The sequence below is a fragment of the Aureliella helgolandensis genome (genome assembly GCF_007752135.1).
Lineage (GTDB): Bacteria > Planctomycetota > Planctomycetia > Pirellulales > Pirellulaceae > Aureliella > Aureliella helgolandensis.
In genome coordinates this window covers 1,041,581-1,059,608 of record NZ_CP036298.1, presented here as the reverse complement: position 1 = coordinate 1,059,608, position 18,028 = coordinate 1,041,581, and the positions used below count along the sequence as shown (strand labels likewise).

Annotated in this window: 10 protein-coding genes; 2 read left to right on the top strand and 8 right to left on the bottom strand. The window is 54.1% G+C overall.

Annotated features, from left to right (window positions below):
* The first annotated feature begins 779 nt into the window (after positions 1-779).
* Positions 780-5,285, top strand: a complete 4,506-nt coding sequence (locus Q31a_RS03680) for a PVC-type heme-binding CxxCH protein (RefSeq protein WP_145074161.1) — start codon at positions 780-782, stop codon at positions 5,283-5,285.
* Between the two features lie 526 nt (positions 5,286-5,811).
* On the opposite strand, the gene Q31a_RS03675 is transcribed toward Q31a_RS03680, so the two are convergent.
* From Q31a_RS03675 to Q31a_RS03660, 4 genes are all read right to left on the bottom strand, one after another.
* On the bottom strand, positions 5,812-7,386 hold the full coding sequence (locus Q31a_RS03675; protein ID WP_197356168.1) for a CRTAC1 family protein: 1,575 nt from the start codon (positions 7,384-7,386) through the stop codon (positions 5,812-5,814).
* Between the two features lie 113 nt (positions 7,387-7,499).
* Positions 7,500-8,858 (bottom strand): tetratricopeptide repeat protein, encoded by a 1,359-nt coding sequence (locus Q31a_RS03670; RefSeq protein WP_145074154.1) that lies wholly within the window; start codon positions 8,856-8,858, stop codon positions 7,500-7,502.
* A gap of 105 nt (positions 8,859-8,963) precedes the next feature.
* Entirely contained in the window at positions 8,964-9,455 is a 492-nt protein-coding gene (locus Q31a_RS03665; protein ID WP_145074151.1) for a carboxypeptidase-like regulatory domain-containing protein, read from the bottom strand.
* Between the two features lie 86 nt (positions 9,456-9,541).
* Complete coding sequence (locus tag Q31a_RS03660) at positions 9,542-10,627, bottom strand: DUF1559 family PulG-like putative transporter (protein ID WP_197356166.1); 1,086 nt, start codon at positions 10,625-10,627, stop codon at positions 9,542-9,544.
* 1,580 nt (positions 10,628-12,207) lie between these two features.
* Here Q31a_RS03660 and Q31a_RS03655 point away from each other — a divergent pair.
* Entirely contained in the window at positions 12,208-13,926 is a 1,719-nt protein-coding gene (locus tag Q31a_RS03655; protein ID WP_145074145.1) for a hypothetical protein, read from the top strand.
* 295 nt (positions 13,927-14,221) lie between these two features.
* Here the strand turns inward: Q31a_RS03655 and Q31a_RS03650 are convergent, their stop codons facing one another.
* The 4 genes from Q31a_RS03650 to Q31a_RS03635 are packed head-to-tail and all read right to left on the bottom strand — an operon-like array spanning position 14,222 to position 18,025.
* Positions 14,222-15,478: a BatD family protein gene (locus Q31a_RS03650; protein ID WP_197356164.1), complete on the bottom strand. Its 1,257-nt coding sequence runs from the start codon at positions 15,476-15,478 to the stop codon at positions 14,222-14,224.
* On the bottom strand, positions 15,475-16,056 hold the full coding sequence (locus tag Q31a_RS03645; RefSeq protein ID WP_145074138.1) for a tetratricopeptide repeat protein: 582 nt from the start codon (positions 16,054-16,056) through the stop codon (positions 15,475-15,477). Before Q31a_RS03645 ends, Q31a_RS03650 begins: the two co-directional genes overlap by 4 nt.
* The gene (locus Q31a_RS03640) at positions 16,053-16,991 is read right to left on the bottom strand and encodes a VWA domain-containing protein (protein WP_145074135.1); all 939 of its coding nucleotides are present in this window, start codon (positions 16,989-16,991) and stop codon (positions 16,053-16,055) included. Before Q31a_RS03640 ends, Q31a_RS03645 begins: the two co-directional genes overlap by 4 nt.
* Positions 16,988-18,025 (bottom strand): VWA domain-containing protein, encoded by a 1,038-nt coding sequence (locus Q31a_RS03635; RefSeq protein ID WP_145074132.1) that lies wholly within the window; start codon positions 18,023-18,025, stop codon positions 16,988-16,990. Before Q31a_RS03635 ends, Q31a_RS03640 begins: the two co-directional genes overlap by 4 nt.
* Positions 18,026-18,028 lie beyond the last annotated feature (3 nt).

Genomic DNA, 18,028 nt, shown 5'->3' with positions numbered 1-18,028 from the left:
CCAATGCCATTATCGGACTTGCCTTGCTGGGCCAACTTGCCCGAGCGGTCGGTCTCTCGCGCCGCTGGTCGACGAGCCGAGGATTTGCATTACCAGTCCCCTGATCTCGGAGAGTACCGGACCATACCGCAGCAACCTGTGGACTTCAGCCTCTGCTAAGCGGCTGACCGCACGTGGCAAGCTTAGTCGTGCACTCTCGCTATACGAACTGCACTATCGAAGCAGCCAACAATTCTTGCTCCAGGAATGGTTCGACCGACAAGTAGGACGATGGCGCAGCACTGGCGCCCCGTCTAAACAATTTCCAAGGTACGGAACTCAACTGGGGCATGAAAACATCGCCCGGAAAACAAATTGGATCGCTCGGCGGTCCCAATCAGCATCGTCGATGAGGACTCACTGCGAATGGATATCTGCAAGTTCTTACGGTGTCCCAACGTGCAAATATCGAGGTACCGGAAGAGCACTTTGATGGCGCCGCTAAGCACGGTACTGCTGATAGAGAGAGAATCGTCTATATCCGCTCACCTAATATTTTAACGTCAAAACTACATCGAACGTTATTGGGATATCCGTCCTTACACAGAACGAAGCATGTGCTGCGGTAAATGATGCGGAATCAGACCGTGAGCCAGCTAGGCGACGTCATGCTACGAACGCTAAGGTGATGCGACGCGACTCGTACCGGCAGATGTACTGTTGGGACGTGGCGTAAGCGTTCGAGCCGTCGAAGAAAACTTGGGAGCACCTCAATTTTGGTAAATCATAGGAATCAAAGCATGGATAATAGCCGCCTGCATTCAACCACAGTGCCTGGAGCAGTCCTTCAATTCTGTACAGCGGCCGCAAGCCACGGTCTTGCTGTGCTGTTAGCGAGCGTATGTCTTTGTTGTCCCGCCTTCGCGCAGGCAACCAGCCTGTTTGACGGGCGGTCGCTAAATGGCTGGGAGCATGACGCAGATCATTGGCGAGTAGAAAACGGTGCGATTGTTGGAGAAATCCCCAAGGGGCAGTCGCTCAAGAAGAATACGTGGATTGTCTGGCGTGGCGGCGAGCTTCAGGATTTCGATTTGCGTTTGCAGGTAAAACTGACTGGCGCAGCTTCCGCGAACTCGGGAATTCAGATTCGGTGTCAGGTTGATGAGATCGATCACGTTTCGGGCTATCAGGCCGACCTTGATCAAGGCCAGACGTGGCTTGGCCGCATTTATGATGAACACGGACGCGGATTGATCGTCGAACGGGGCCAACGAGTTCACATTGCCCCAGACGGCACGAGAAACGTACAAGTCCTCGCCCCCGCTGAAGCATATTCGGTGCTATTTCGTGATCGCGAATGGAACGATTACCGCATTGTCGCAATAGGCGAGAGGATCTCCATTTTCGTCAACGGAACACTCTTTGCTGACTTGGTTGATCAGGAAATAGACCAGCGAGACTTGGCGGGTTCACTGGCTTTTCAACTACACAGCGGACCTGAAACTCGCGTCGAGTTTCGCAACATAGAACTCGAGCAGTTGGAAGCAGAGGACACGCGTCTGGGCAACTTCACCGTTAAATCAGCCAAGTCAAACACTCTCAACGACGGCGGAATCACGCCGCTTGCGGCGGACGGCACTTCAATGAATTTCGATTTTGAATCAGGTGACCTTTCAGATTGGAGCGTCGTAGGAGACGCCTTTCAGGGGCAACCGATTCGCGACGATGGGATTGCATCGCGCTGGCCTCAGCAGATCAGCAACAAACGAGGAGAGTTTTTCATTGCGGGTTTTGAGAATATTCGCGACGCTGGAACCGGCACGCTGACGTCGACCACCTTTGAAGTGACCTCGCCATTTGCAAGTTATCTTGTTGGGGGTGGGAAAAGTAGATCGACTCGTGTGGAGTTGGTACTACCCGTCAACGCAGATGGTGAGGAAGAAGTAATTTCGGAACATGCCGGCAATCAACGCGAGCAAATGCAGCGTGTATTGGTTGACTTGCGAGCTTATCAAAATGCCAAGATTGCGATTCGACTGGTCGATGAGTCGACGGGCGGTTGGGGCCATTTGAACTTTGACGACTTTCGCTTTCATCAAGAAAGTGATTTGAAGGAGCGCGGCTGGAATATTCCCGGCGCAAACGTGGCTGCGCCAGACAGCCAGAATCTTTTGACAAGTGAGTTGGCGTCTGATAACCACGGTCACGCGCCGACGGCGTTTGCCGATAGCCAGCCTGCTCCCGAGCAAACAGTGGGCAATCCGCTATTGCAGCACCTCATCCCCAATCCCGTCAGCGAGCAAGCGAACGGCACGATCCGTCAAATGCGGGTCCCCGAGGGGTTTTCCGTCGATCTAATTGCAGCCGAGCCGCTTTTGCACCAGCCAATCGCCTTCACATTCGACGCCAAGGGGCGGTTGTGGGTGGTCGAAGGCCACTCGTATCCGAATAAACGCCCGGAGGGCGAAGGCCTCGATCGTGTACTGATTTTTTCGGATCAGGACGCAAACGGTACTTTTGAAACACGCAAAGTGTTTTACGAAGGTTTGAATTTGGTCAGCGGAATGCAAGTTGGGTTTGGCGGCGTGTGGATTGGTGCAGCGCCGGAGCTGCTGTTCATTCCCGATCGCAATGGCGATGACCAGCCTGACGGTCCTCCTGAAGTACTGCTGGATGGATTTGGATATGCCGACACCCACGAAACGCTAAACAGTTTCATGTGGGGGCCCGACGGATGGCTATATGGGAATCAAGGTGTGTTCAATCAGTCGCTGGTGGGCAAACCAGGTTCTACCGACAAGCAGCGCAACCACTTGGCGGCAGGAATCTGGCGGTACCATCCGACGCGCAAGGAGTTCGAGGTTTTTGCACACGGCGGAAGCAATCAATGGGGACTCGACTTTAATGAATATGGGCAACTGTTCATGACTCATTGCCGCAGCTATTGGGGCGGCGGCCCGACGACACATGTGATTCAGGGTGGGCACTATTGGAATCAGATTAACGGTGGATACGCATCGTTCATTTCGCCGAATCCGATTGCGGACATGCCTGAGATGAGAAACTTCTTACTTGCATCAGCGCGCTATGGGCATGGAGAGGGCGGTGCTGGGAAGCGGGGGACGCGAGCCGTCTACGGCGGGCATTCGCATGTCGGCACGATGATTTACCTGGGAGACAACTGGCCTGCTGAATATCGCAATCAACTGTTTACCCATAACTTACACGGACACCGGATCAACCGTCAGGAAAACCGGCGTGAGGGCAGTGGGTACAACACGGTCCACGCTGGCACAGACGTATTGCTTTGTGGAGACCCACAATACGTGGCCGTCGATTTACAGTACGGCCCTGATGGCGCCGTTTACACCAGCGACTGGTACGACCCGCGGCACTGCCACAGCCCCAACAATGAACAGTGGGATCGAGGAAACGGTCGAATATACCGAATGAAGTACAATGCCACGTACACTCCAGCGAAGGTCGATTACACTCAAGTGGCGGATAGCGAACTGATTGCCGCTCAATTGCATTCCAATGAATGGCATGTACGAATGGCACGGCTGGTGCTTACCGAACGAGCTGTTACTGGCAATGTAGATCAGTCCGCGATTCAGGAACTACGGAAAATGGCCACCTCGCATGCTGACGAGACACGACGTCTGCGAGCGTTGTGGTGTCTGCATGCAATTGCAGAAATCGATCTTGAGATCGCGAGGGAGCTGATCAACGATCAAAGCGAGTATCTACGAGCTTGGGTAGTGCAACTGCTGGCTGAGGATGCAACGTTGCCTGGCAACCTTGAATTCGAAGACTTGCTCATCGATCTCGCCTCCCGCGAACACTCACTGTTTGTTCGGCAATACCTCGCTTCAGCAACCAGTCGCCTCAGCCAACCTACTGCTTGGACGATCCTTGAACAGTTGGCAACTCAGCCCGACAATGCTGTCGACCGAAACCTGCCTTTACTCATTTGGCAGCAACTGGCCGAGCGAATGGCTGATAATTTGCCGCGTGCGATTGCACTCGCGGACTCTACGAAGATTCCTGTACTCAAGAACTACATCCTGTGGTATGCACCGCAACTCTCTGCAGCTGGGCGAGATGCAGTGGCCGAACGATTGGCTAGTTCAAGGGGTAATGAGCGCGTTCAACTCTTGTCCCTTTTTTCGGTAGGACTGCAGGGTATGCGAGGCTTGCAGCAACCCGCAGCATGGACGGCGATCGCGAATGCGCTCTATGATTCGAAAGATGCAAGTACGCGTCAGGCGGCTCAAAATTTGGGAGCAACGTTTGGCGATGAAGCACTCTTCGATCAGATGCGCATCACTCTCGCGGCCGAAGATTCGACGACAGAATCAAAAGCTCACGCGTTATCTATCCTGGCGAGTGACTTGCCGGCTGGAACTTGGGCCAAGCTTCCAGCAGTCGCGGACAACACGACAGCGGATGGATCGCGGGCAAGCAGCTCAGCAGCACTTCGGGCGGAAGCAGCCGAAATCAAGAATGTTTCGCATCAAAACGCCTTATTGTTAATGTCAGCGCTCGATACTCCCGAACTGGCCGTCGCGGCGATCCGACAGCTCAAATCTTACAACGATCCGCGCGTCGCTTCTGAGCTCATTTCTCGATTGCCAGTTTGGCAGGGAGAAACCAGCGAAATTGCGATGGAAACCTTATGCAGCCGTGTTCCTTGGGCCAAACAATTGCTCGCTGCTTTCGAGTCAAAGAGAATCGATAAAGGCAAGCTAACCGCCTTCTACGCGCGTCAAATGTCGAACCTTGGAGACGAACAGATCGTTAGCCAATTGACCAAACTTTGGGGCAAGCTTGGCGAATCTTCAGCAGAGACAAAATCCGCTATCGAAAATTTGGTCGCTCAATACAGTGAGGCTCCCTTGTGGGCATATAGTAGGTCTGCTGGCGAAGGTCACTTCAAAACACTCTGCGCAAGTTGCCATGTCAAATCAGATCTCTCACAGAGAATCGGCCCGAAACTCGAGGGGTCCGGCTCTAAAGGGATCCACTATATCGTTGAGAACATTCTCGATCCGAATGCGGTTATCGGGAAGGATTTCCAGGCGCGCCAGATTCTCACCATCGATGGACTTATCGTGACCGGAGTCATTATTAAGGAAACAGATTCTGCGGTGACTGTCCGCACGGCGAACGCAACTCAGACGATCGCGCGGGATGACATCGAGGAGATCGTGATTTCCAAGACGTCGTTCATGCCGCAAGGTCTACTGGGCACTTTGAACGACCAACAACAACTTGAATTACTCAAGTACTTAATGAGCAAATGACGTGGCCTGTCTCGCCTACTGCTTTTTGACATTTTGGGCATCCCGTCCGCGGGTTGCCCCTCAGGACCACGTTGTTTCGGCGGCAAGTTATCACTCAAGGAGATTACCAGCTTGATTCTACCGCCATCGATCCACAACCGAACTCAACGCAGGAGATTCATTCCTGCCAGTTGGCTGTGTTGCATAACTCGCGTAATCTAGGGCACCGTATGGGCAGACGCCTCTACCGAATTCTGGACAAAGACCGATTGAGGAACCGGTGCAATGCGTCAAGTCACAGGGCTCACACTGTGTACAGCGCATTGCTCAGTCATGATCGAGGGATCCAAATCGTCGTTCTCTTAAGAAGCTGCTACAGGGCACCTCAGCGCTGCTGCAGGGTGGCCAGCAACAGCAGCCAGACGCTCGTTCTCGTTCCGATCAGGATGCTCACTACCGCGTCGTAGTCGATGTTGCAACTTGGCGAAGCGGCGTTCACTTCCACCACCGTCTTCCACCACACCGTCTTCCACCGCCATCGGGCATCCTATCTGGGCACCGTCGAAATCTTATCGATGGGCAGCTCATGCTTTGTTACAGCACCATCCGGCCAAGTCACTTCAATTTCAATGGTTTCACCTTGAAACTCGCCAAGGCCAAAGTGCAACCTTGACCCAAAGTGGCTTTGGTAGCCCCGGCCGCTTACCACCGGGCGCAACAACTCGGATCCCGTCACTCGCACGACTGCACCAATGGCTCCCCCGTTGGCCCCCTCTTGCTTCAGGTCAATTTGTATCCACCTGTTCCTATTCTTTGAGTCGTTTCGAAGTAGCGAAGGCGTCGTCCCCGAGTTCACGAGAACAGCGTCCAGATCCCCATCATTGTCAAAATCCTCAAAAGCAATTGCTCGCGTACTCTCTAACTCCGCCAATGCCGGTCCAGATTTCTGCGAAATATCTTGAAAGATGCCTTTCGTATTCTGAAGCAGCACGTTTGCCGTTTTCTGGGAAGTTCGATCATCGATTTGTTCGATTCGATCGAAATGGCCGCACGCTACAAACAAATCGCTGTCTGAATCATTGTCGATATCCACAAACGCGGTCCCCCAGTGCACGTGTGGGTATAGCAAACGTGGGATGGAGGCTTGAGAGGTAACGTCACTGAAGAGGCCATCCATATTGCGATAGAGTTGCGGCATTTCAGCTTGATAAGCGGTCACAAATAAGTCGAGGAGGCCGTCGGAATCGTAGTCTCCCACGTCGACTCCCATGCTCGCGTTCGCTTTTCCATCTGCAGAGAAACCAACTCCAGACAGCAAGGCGTCTTCCTGGAAGTGGGCTTGGCCGTTATTCAGCCACAAATGATTTGCTTCACCGTCATTACACACATATACGTCGCAATCACCATCGGAATCCGCGTCGAAACAAACCAAGCCCATGCCAGCGTTGGCTAATGCGGAAATACCGGAAGCTTCACTAATATCAGAGAACTGCCCATTCCCCTCGTTGCGAAACAGAGTGTCAGGGACCGATTTGTAGTACTGAGGACCGGCCTGGAAGTGCATGCCTTTGATAGTGATCGGAACATGATTTTCGTAGCTGAAGTCGACATAATTCGCAACGTAGAGGTCGAGATCGCCGTCTCCATCAAAGTCAGCAAAACCGACGCCTGCACCAACCTTGTTCCCGTTGACAGTGCCCGTTGCGACTGAAGCCTCCTCAAAGGTATTGTCCCCGCGATTTCGGTAAAATACATTTGGTCCGAAGTTGTTCACATAGATGTCTTCGTAGCCATTGCCATCGTAATCAGCGATTCCCACGCCTAGTGAGTAGCCGATGTCTCCGACTCCCGCTTGTTGAGTTACGTCTCTAAATTTCATTCCACCAAGATTTTCGTAGAGACGGTTTGTGGGAGAGCTCTCGGGTTTCTCAGTCCCTTCCAGCGGAGCTCCATTGAGGAAATAGATATCCGTCAGGCCATCGCGATTGTAGTCCAGAGTTGCAATTCCTGCAGACATTCCTTCAACGATGAATCCCCTCCCAGCCCCTCCATGCGAATGTTCGAAGCAGATCCCACTTTGTTCCACCACATTAACGAATTCGATCGTTTCGCTTTGTGCCATCGCAGGTCGCCCAGGAGTTACGCAACAAGCGAACGGGAGGAACGCATGCAACCAAACACGGACGTTTGCAAAGGTACGATTCGATAGTGTCATTGTGGCGCGGTTCACTTCTATTAGTCTTGAATAATATGGACTTCCTGTGCCTCAGTCTCTTTGCCTTGAAGTCGAAGAGTTTTGCGCAGCAGTGCGGCTGCCAATTCGTCAGATGGTCGCATTCCAAACGCCCGTGTTGCGTACCATTCTGCCTTCTTTGCCTCGTTCTGTTCTAGCAAGAATTCGGCCATTGCCACAAAACCCGTAGAAGAGGTAGGCGAGCGTGAAATGGCAAGCTTGATTGCGGCCTCTGCACGTTGGGGGTTGCCATTAAGTGCAGCGGCTTTTGCCAACTTCAGGTGCCCAAGAAGGTCAAACGGTCGGAGTTGTAGCTGATGTTCGCGAACAGTCAGTTCGTTTGCATATTGCTCGAGTTGTCCAAACATAGTCGCCAGCTGTTCTAGGGCAACGGCGTGACCGGGATCCACTGAGATCGCACGAAGCAACACTAACTCCGCGAATTCGTAATTGCGGTATAGTTGATAAACGTGCCCGGCGCCTGCCAAGACAGATAACAGAATTCTACGCCCTTCCGCATCTGAGAGTGCAGCGTATCGAGAATCTGCACTATGTTCTTCTTGCTCCGCCGATTCACGTAGGAGATCCTTCACGACCGACGCCTCCTCGCGTTTTCCTTGCAGTAACAGCGCTCTCATGAGGTACGAATTTGCCAGCTGGGCTCCGGCACCCATTCGAATTGCTTCCTTCAGAATTTGCTCTGCGCGATCAGCCTGTCCATTCTCCAAGAGCGCACTGCCGTAAACGAGCAGTAGCGCAGGACTCTTGCCAAACTCTTCCAGTCCCTTCTCACATTCGACAGTTGCCTGCTTTAGCTCGCCGGAATCGATATAGCTGACGCAGAGATGATGAACAAGGTCGACCGATCTTAGGCCTCTCTGGTTTGCGAGCTTCAATATTTCCACTGCAGAACGCGAATCTCCTTGCTCGCTGAGCACCGCTGCTAAATTGACGTAGTAGCGTTCCGTATCTGGGGCCAAGTCAATACACTCCCTCCAGAGTGATTCGGCCTTCTCGGTGTTGTGAAGCTGCGCTTCAAGCAAGGCCGCGACGTGAATCGCTTCATGCTTTCGACCGACGGTTTTCAGGAGGAGGAGTACAACCGTCTCAGCTTCGATGTGAAATTGCTCGGCATTGCCAGGAGCAGAAAACTGGGGTATCCGAATCGTTGGTTCAGTAAGCCCCTCACGCTCCCCCATGGCTGTGGGCGCTGCTCGTTCAGTGCGTTGCTCCGATGTATCATGCTGCGGACTAGCTAGACTGCCGTCCACACTATTGGCAGATCTTCCTTGATGCCAAGAAATCGCACATGCAATCGCGATTCCGCTCATCGCAAGAATTGCTAGAGACCAGCGATACATAGTACGAGTTCCGACGTTGAGGGGTGTGGCTGCTGAAGCGAGGGGGCGCCCCAATAAGGTATTGCAGCGCTCTAGGACTTGTAATCCAGCCCACCATCCATACTTCTAGATTTCTAAATTGAAGTCAATGGTTTGTGAGCCAGCCTCAATCTCTTCCAGCAGCGTGGAGTCGGAGTTGTATTTCGCAGGGATCGGATCCTTTGCTCCTCTATAAGCCTTGAGTCCGTCACCGTACTGCTTCTGCTGCCCCTCCATTGCCGATTCTGCCCGCTGCGCGTACGAGTCCGTCGCTTGCGTCTCTTGCGTCTCTTGCGTGTAGGACGCATCATCGTTCAGGGCACTCTTCAGTGTACTGATTTTCACGCTGTAGTTTCCTGGCGGGATACCACTCCCTAACGTTGACGTTACCAGATACGAGCCATCCTTGCCGGTGACCGCAGACGCACTGACGCCACCTCCTGTGGGCGTGAAGGAAACCACCAGGTTCTCCTTCGGCTCGCCGTTTACGGTGACTAAGCCAGACACTCGCCCCAGGGACGCTCCACAGCCAGCCGAACTGGCAGTCAACAATAGCAACAAGATAAACCTATGAATCATCACAACCTCAATGATTGTTGAACAGCGCAAGACAACGCACTCCGGAAGCGAACGCTCCCCAAAGTCAAGAAATGGCTACGAAATTCTCACTGACTGATCGAGGCTGATTCGCCTCCCGCTTTGCTACCAAGGGCGCCCCAAATCCCATAGGGCGATGGACCATCGCCGAAATCAGGGTCAGGAATAGTTTGGTCGCCTGTGTCGATACTGTTGGAGACAAAGTGAACAGACCCATCAGCCATTGCGACAGTAACCCCGCCGGTGTGAAAGCTGGAAGGAGGCATAAACGTCTCATAGTTGTCCCACCCTCCCCATGAACAAGAGGGACCATTAGGCGGGAGACACGTGTTGAAACTCGCGTACCACACGTAACCGTGCCAAGCGCGCGTACCTGGACCAAACTCCGGCGGTGCAACGCTGCCTGTCAGGCGGCGGTCGGGGCCAATCCGGGCAAGGCAGTCGCTAGGAGCAAAAGCACGGATATCAAAGGCCACCCCACCAGGCACGGCGCGATCATCTCCGCCGGAAACGGTTTCGCTAATCGAAATCGTATTCGACAGTCCATCAGTAATCGACCCCAGCGTAAGGTAGCGGCCGATCTGGAAAATCCCTTTATTTTGCCGGGAGTTGGTGAGCCAGTGATTTTGAGCCATATCATCACCGGTGCAAACTTTGTAATTCAATCTAGAGTTGGCGTGCCGAGTATTGCTTGTAGGAGGAGCAGATGGGCAGATGAGGCTAGAGATGTCAGTTTGCCAGTATTCAATGCCCCACGCTCGATCCACATCGTCCGCGTAGTCCTCTGGCCGGTTGGCCCACGGGGACGGAAGGCCGTTTCCGGAAGGGCGTGCCTTGGACATCATCTGCTCGAAGAGCGGCTTTTGCTCAATGAAGGGCAAAATCGATAGAGTCCATGAGTACCGCGGGTTCACTGGATCCCGCCCCATGCCAGGATTTCCATCATCTGCCAAGGCGGGGAAACGCTGATATACCGACTCATAGTTCAGCATTGCAAGCTGAATTTGCTTTTGATTGTTGCTGCACTGCATTCGCCTCGCTGCCTCGCGAGCTGCCTGAACCGCAGGCAACAGTAGGCCGACCAGAATGCCGATGATCGCAATTACCACCAACAGCTCCACAAGCGTAAACGCCTGTCTCATGGGAATTCGCATTGAACGCTCCACTTCATAACCGGGACTAGTTCTAGCAAGATTTAACTGTTGAACAGATTGACAGCCACGCGTGTTGGCGTCCATGAGAATAAGCGCATGGTCAATACGTTTTTTCACCGCATAAACCGAGCACAAAGGCGCCTGGCAGCTCATTGCGGATTGAAATGCCCAATACACGGCAGCGCCACGGCGGCGGCGTTGGTCTACCTTCACCAGTCCGGCCACACGCCTAGCAGGAGAAGCCCCCTTCGTAAACGCACGGGCGAATCATGTGATGGAGAAACGGGTACACTGGAGAAACGGGTACACAGCACTTGGTTGATTGCTTATCCGGCCCCGATATTCTGACGGACCGGGGGTCCATGCTACTTAAAGACACGGGGACACAGCACTGGGATGGGGGAGGAGGGGACATGGGTTACGGGGACACAGCACTTGGTTGATTGCTTGTCCGGCCCCAATGTTCTCACGGACCGGGGGTCCATGCTACCTAGAGGCACGGGGACACAGCACTTGGATGGGGGGGAGGGGACATGGGTTACGGGGACACAGCACCTGGTCGATTGCTTGTCCGGCCCCGACTTTCTCACGGACCGGGGGTCCATGCTACCTAAAGGTACGGGGACACAGCACTTGGATGGTGGGGTGAGATCACGACGCGTGGTGGATTCGTCAAATTGGAACCTATGTGAGTCTCTGAGGTCGCGATGATGGTAGTAACAAGGAGCGGCGGCGCAATCATGCTACGCTGGCAAGCAAGCAATAGAGACAACGCGAACTGTCACGAGATCACGATCGATGTTCGACCGAGCTGGCTGTAGCAAAGCCTGAGTTGACAGCAAGAAACCTTCGAAAGTCCAGCTGGTTTCTAGTTGGGGAGCAGGTTTCGCAGGCGGCGTGGGGCCCAAAACATCGAGGTATGAGCGAGACCGCTTCAGCAATGCTGTGCAACGAATGTCATGCGTCGACCACCACTGCACCGTCCTCACATTCAATGAGTCCCCGAACTTGGTGCCCAGAAAATGCGGTTCGTGCTGGGGCAGCAATTGCTGCAAAATCGGCCCGAGAAGCAGTCCTTCAGCGTGGTCCACTTGATATATTGAAAGTCCTTTCTAACTCGTGAGCCGCTTTCGGGCGAGGCAACCGACCGATCGCAGAGCGTTGAAAAGTCTTGGCTATCCGGGCGTTAGCAAGCGGATGCCGATTAACTAGCGTAGAGTGGCACCGCTCGTGCGTCTCGGACACCCTTGGTAACTTGCAAACATCTGGGCTGTAGGTCAGGAATCGAAGTGGTTTTTCGACGGCCCGCGTGTCCTGTAGGCCAAGAAAGCTCGTCGCTGAGGAGACGAACGGTGCACAACGTCGATGCAGGTAACCTGCTCAAAGCCTCTGCGTACCAGACCAGCCTAACGAGCGTAAGCTCGACGAACTCATGGTGTACGAATTGCCCTAGAATTGGGGACCGATTGAGCACACATCATCCTAATCCTATCCAATCGCAATTTTTGTGACGCGAAAATTGGCGATGTAAAATCTCCACCCCGTAAGCAGTCCTCCCCAGTGAACGAACGAGGCAACCTATGTCAAGAACTTGCATCAGCCTAATTGGTCTGTATTTGATCCTTTGTCCGTTGGCCGTGCGTGCCCAGGATCTGGCTGCGCAGTATGGGACTCAATCCAGAGAAGCGGCTCAACTTTTGAACCGAGGAATCGAGTTGGTTCAATCCACTGATGCAGCACAGGGTTTGCAGTATATCGACAGAGCGTTGAGCGTTGACCCGTCATTCCAAATGGCAATGTACTGGCAGGGGCTCGCCTATCAAGAAATGGGAGATATGGGCAAATCCTTGGAGAGTTACGAGAAACTCTATCAGTCGGCGGCCCCCGGGCGGACGCAAATGCCCGTTGAAGGTTGCTTCAATGCTGGAGTGTCCTCAGGCCAGTCCGGCAAGTTAAGCGAATCCGCCATTTGGTTGAGCCGGGCACTTACGCTTGACCCTGCAGATGAGTTTGGCACAGCTGCCAAGGTCTACCGCAACCTGGCCATCACATTGGCGCAGCAAAAGCAATTTTCGTCAGCCGCTCTGTGCGCTACCGCCGGACATCAAATTGATCCACAGACCGTGGAGGAGGGCATGGTGGAGAGCTTTTCCCGAAACGCAGAATCGGAGGTGGCAACGATTTTGTTTTCGCCAACGCAGCCTATTGAGATTCCTTACCGCGAATCGGTCGAGCATGGAGAGCCTCAAATTGTGGAGGGCATCGAGGGGCCACTGGGCGGAATGGTCGACCTGGTAGAGCAGCACGCGATGCTTATCCTGCCCAAGGACGAAAAGTTTGTGCAAATACTCGATTACTCCAAGGGGATGAAGCTGCGCACAATCAAGACACAGGGACGCCCGCGTGCAGCTTGCTACGTAGGAGGAAAGCTGTTCGTGGCGCTGACGAGTCCAGATCGAATCTCGGTACTGAACACACGGACCGGCAAGGAGGAGTCGACTTGGCGGCTTAATCAACCAGCACCAACTTCACTTGCGGTGGCTCCTCAGCAACGTGTCGCCTACTTTGCGAATTCGGGAAAGATCCGAATTCTCGATCTCGACGATGGTAGCATCGAAATTTCGCCTTTCGAGGCGACAAGTCTGGCGGCGGATCCCAAGCAGGAGAATGTTTACGCCATCCGAACGCCTGAAATACAGGTGAATACTGAAACCGGACACTTTCTGTTCAACGGTCGCCCCGTTTTCTTCCAAATTGATGACAATCAGTCCGGTGATATGCAGACGAGTCTGTTTCGCTTGAAGATCTGCGACAAACATCTGGTCCTCGCCCAAGCGCGAATCTGCGCTGCCTCCAACGGCCGCCGCGTAGTGGTCTCTCCTGATGGGGCTGTGGTGGCCGTAGTAGGCGGCGGCGGCTGGAGACCGCTCGATCGCAGTGCGGGTTCTGGTTACGGGATTCCGGTGTTCGCAGCCAACGACTTTTCTCAAGTGGTACGGTTTGTAGAGACGGACGCATACCCGCTGGCGGCCACGATCAATCCAGTCTCGCACTTGGTCGCTGCGCGAGGAGGAGAATTCGTACTATCGCATCTTGTCAATGATGACCAGCAATTGGTCCAGTTGGAAGGCGGAACAGAGGACTTGAATCAAGAGACGACGTTTGCCGAGTTTAGTGGCGACGGAAAATGGTTGTTTGCCAATACCAGCACACAACTCTATGCCATCCCCACGGAGCTAAATCGCAAGGAGAACTCGACTAATTGGTACTCCGAATTACAGCGTGCAATTAAGCAGTGAGCCCATTTGGGGAAGGTTCACAGCACACTCGGTTTAATCCGATTCGGTTGCGTTACCCTAAGGTGTGCCATGTCAATCTAGCGTGGCGAGGCGCAGAGAGTGAATGCCAGCACGACGTTGAGAAACGCTCTCCCCTCACCCCGCAGCTAGGGCAGGGAAGGGGGCTTCGCCTTGTTGAGCAGATGTGGTTCGCTCCCAACAACCTCAATACTATTTTGGTGGGTAGCGAGCGACTCTCTGAGACGAATTCAGAGAGAGGATTTCACAGCGACCAGCTCACAGCACTGTCCCAAAGCTAATCCTGTGGATTCAATTTTGGCAGCACAGACACTCGCTTAACGTGGCGTGTCTTGATCCGCCGCAGTTCGTGTTGAAAGGCTAGCGACAAAGCCTTTCCGTTCCACAATTCAGGTGGCGCTGCGGCATACTTCGATCGGTGCAAGTCTTCCACGGCTGCGTAAAGCTCGTCAGCGGAAGTTGAATTCTGCGATTGAGTTGCCTGCCACTGAGCCCAGGCTACCTCGGCTTGCTGGGCATCATTCGTGCGGCAAGCCCGTAGAAGCAGCCGCGCGGCAACGCGATCGGGTGGCTGGAAGACTTGCCAGCAACGGTTGATCCACTCCCAGACAATTCGCCACTTCCAGGCGATCAGCAGTATCACGGCAAGACCGAGTACTAGCCCCATTCGCCACATTCCTTGATATGCGGCCGGCGGTCCGGGGGGAGACGATTGCGCAATAGCCGCCACATTGAATACAACGGCTGGCAGGGTCTGTGTCCCATACGCTTGCTTGTCAGGATCCCACCATGTGTACGTCGCTTCAGGAATGGTCATCGTTCCGGAACGCTGGAATCGGTAGGTGATTTTGTCGGTACGTTCTCCGGTGAAATCGCCTCGGTCGGTCTTGTCAAGCACGATTGGGTCACTCGGATAAATCTGTACGCCACTAGGAGCCTGGTTCGCGGGTGGTTCTAGAGCCATGCCCGTCATTTGACTGGCAGATTGCGTAATCGTCCGCACGACAATATCCCCAGGCTTTACCTTCCCAGGCTCTGGATTCCAAGCCTCGGAGATCTCGATGCTGTCGGTTGTAACCAAGAATCCATACGAATCTCGGTTTGGAGGGGATTGGACTTCGAACTTCGCAGCAGGCACTTTCCTGTCGTGGTCGGTCACGGGTCCGGTAAAGCCATCATGATTGCTAAACCGAACCGAAAACTCCGGAATCGCCAGTGTCCCAGCTGCTTGAGTGAACAGAGCAAACTCGTGCGTCTGCACAAACCATGAATCGCCGTCGTGTTCTTCCGAAGTAACGGTCGGATTACCAATTTTGAGGAACACGGTTTGAGGAATCTGAGGCAGCGAAAAACTGCTGGTCCCTTCGAAGGATCCCTTGGCACGCAGCTCCACGAACAGTGCGATGCGTTGGCCTACCCAGTGGGTTTTCTCAGCGTCAGGCGGACGGAGTTTCACCAACTCCACATCAGCCCCAAACACGGCAGAGGCGATACCGGAAAGCCAGAACAATACGAACATCCGCACAGAAATCATGGAGTTTGCCCTCTTTGGCTCTGTGCGTGCTGATACGAGAACTTCGCTTTTAGAAAGTCGGCTGGCTGAGTGTGAACTTGCCTTAGCCATATCGATTGAACTAGGGCGTCCGAAGATGCACGTTGGCCGTCGACTTGAGTTTCTTGCCCTCCCTTCTTGCGTTTGTCAAAAACGATCTTATCCGCGCCCAGTCGCTGATCTCCCAGGTCTCCCCCCTCTTGCTTTTGTAGCGCATTGCGAGCTTCGGCCAACCGGCGATTCTCTTCTGCCTCCTTCCAGCTGGCGCGTCTCTTAAGGGCCTGATCGTAGCTGGCGATAGCCGTATCGTACTTGCCCAGCATTAGCCAAGCATTCCCCTCGTTGAACTTACCCTCAGCCGATGGGACCCGAGAAAACGCCTGGACCGCTTTCTCGAACTCGCCAGCACGGTACCATGCCGTCCCCTGCCATTCTGGATCCAAAAAGGACTGGGCGGCTTCCGAATATTTCTTCTGTTGAAAATAGCGTTGGCCCGCTTGATCAGCGGTAAGCCACAATCCAGACCAGGTGACTCCAAGCAGTAAAAATGCAATTCTCATGAAGCATCTCCCAATCTCTGAGCCGATTCCCGGCGAAACGAGAATGCCATCAGCAAGACAAGCAGTGGTATCAGCCAGTAGCCCGCATCGTTCCAGCGGGTTTCTTCTCCAGCCAGGCTTGCCGACGATATCCTTCCTGCTTTGCGAACGATGGTGGCGATGTCCCCATCGTCGATTGACAATTCATTGACTGTTCCTCGCAGCTCGCTGGAAGCAGTCTGGATCGACTGCAGCTTACTCGGGTCGCTGTCAGTGACGGCTAGGAACTGAAGCTGACTTCCGTCAAGTGCCTTGCCGGCGGCGACTAATTGTGCGGCATCACCGTCGACGGAATCGGCAATAACAAGTAGAGAACCTGAGACACCTTCCGACGCCATGATCCTAGCAGATTCTTCGATTGCCAGATCGAGACGGTCCCCTGCGGCTGGCATAATATCCGAGGAGATATCGGCTGCCATTTGGGCAATTACACCGGTATCTTGGGTTGGCGGCAGCACTAGGTGCGCCGATCCAGCATAGACAATTAGGCCCAGTGGCTGCCCCTTGCGAGCTTCAGCCAAGTCGGCAATTTTCAGCTTGGCACGTTCGAGACTAGTTGGTTGCTGATCGGTAGGCTCCATGCTTTTGTCCGCCTTCAACAAAATCATCAGCGGCGGCGACTCCTCGGCAAAAGGACTGGGTTCAAGTCGCCATGCAGGACCGGCGATCGCCACAATTGCCAACGACCACCCAATGAGCACCCACCGAGCCCTTGCCCAATGCGCCGAGTGTGTGCCTACCGTCAGGGCTTGCAGCAGTTTGGGAGCAATCTGAAAGCGCCAACCGCGAAGGGGCTCCGTACTTCGCAGCCATAACCACCACAATCCAATGGCAAACGGCAGCAGCCACAACCAGCCAGGGCGAATAAAGTGAAAGTTAGTGAGGTCTTCCATCATGAGAGCACCTCTAACTTCCCAGTGTTTGGATTCACATGCACGCGACTCGCCGTCTGAATCGTTGCACGAGACCGTCTATCCTTGAGGCTCACCCAAAGTTTTTCGAGCATGGAAACGCTAAGAGCTGCTATCAAGAACGCAGCGAAACAATCGCGTCGGGGGCGATGGCTGACCGTCTCGACTTCGTGCGACTCGAGCCGATCGAGTTCCTCATAGATTCCATCCAGTGATTCGCGATCTGCCGCGAAATAGTAAGTCCCTCCAGTCGCGTTGGCGACATCACGGAGCACCTGTTCATCCAGCTTGGCTTCGCCCACTGTTTGGGAATCGCCAATGGCAACCGTATAGACCTTGATATCTCGCTGTGCGGCGACTCGTGCGGCATCAACGGGAGGCACTCGGCTCTTCGTATCATTGCCATCGGTCAACGCAATCATCGTCTTCGCCGGGGCATTGCTGTTGTCGAACAAGTTCACTCCCAGCCCGATCGCATCCCCCAGGGCTGTCCGCGGCCCAGCCATTCCCACCTGACACTCGTCAAGCAATCTCTGAGAGAGGTTAAGGTCGGTCGAGAATGGTGCCTGCAAGTAAGGGGCATCGCCGAAGACCACAAGGCCCACACGATCTCCCTTTCGGCGGCGTAGGAAGGCGCCCAAGACCTCCTGCACTGCCGTCAGTCGATCTACAGCCTCGCCCTGCGCGTTGACGAAATCCCTTTGATCCATCGAGCCCGACAGGTCAACAAGAAGCAACAGATCTCGCGTCGGAATCTCCTTGGTGATCGGAGGCTCAATCCACTGCGGCCGAGCCAATGCCGACACCAACAGTCCCCAGACCAACAGTGAAACAAAAAACGAACGGGACCATAGTCGGGAAGTTTCCCCCACCGCGCCACGGTTCAACAGCGCGTCCAAACGCTCGCCAAAGGGAACGCGCACAGCAATTGGGGCGTTTGGCCGAGCTGGCAAGATCCAGCGAAGCAGCCACGGTAGCGGCAGCGTTAACAGTAGCCAAGGGTAGGCAAAGACAAACATGGC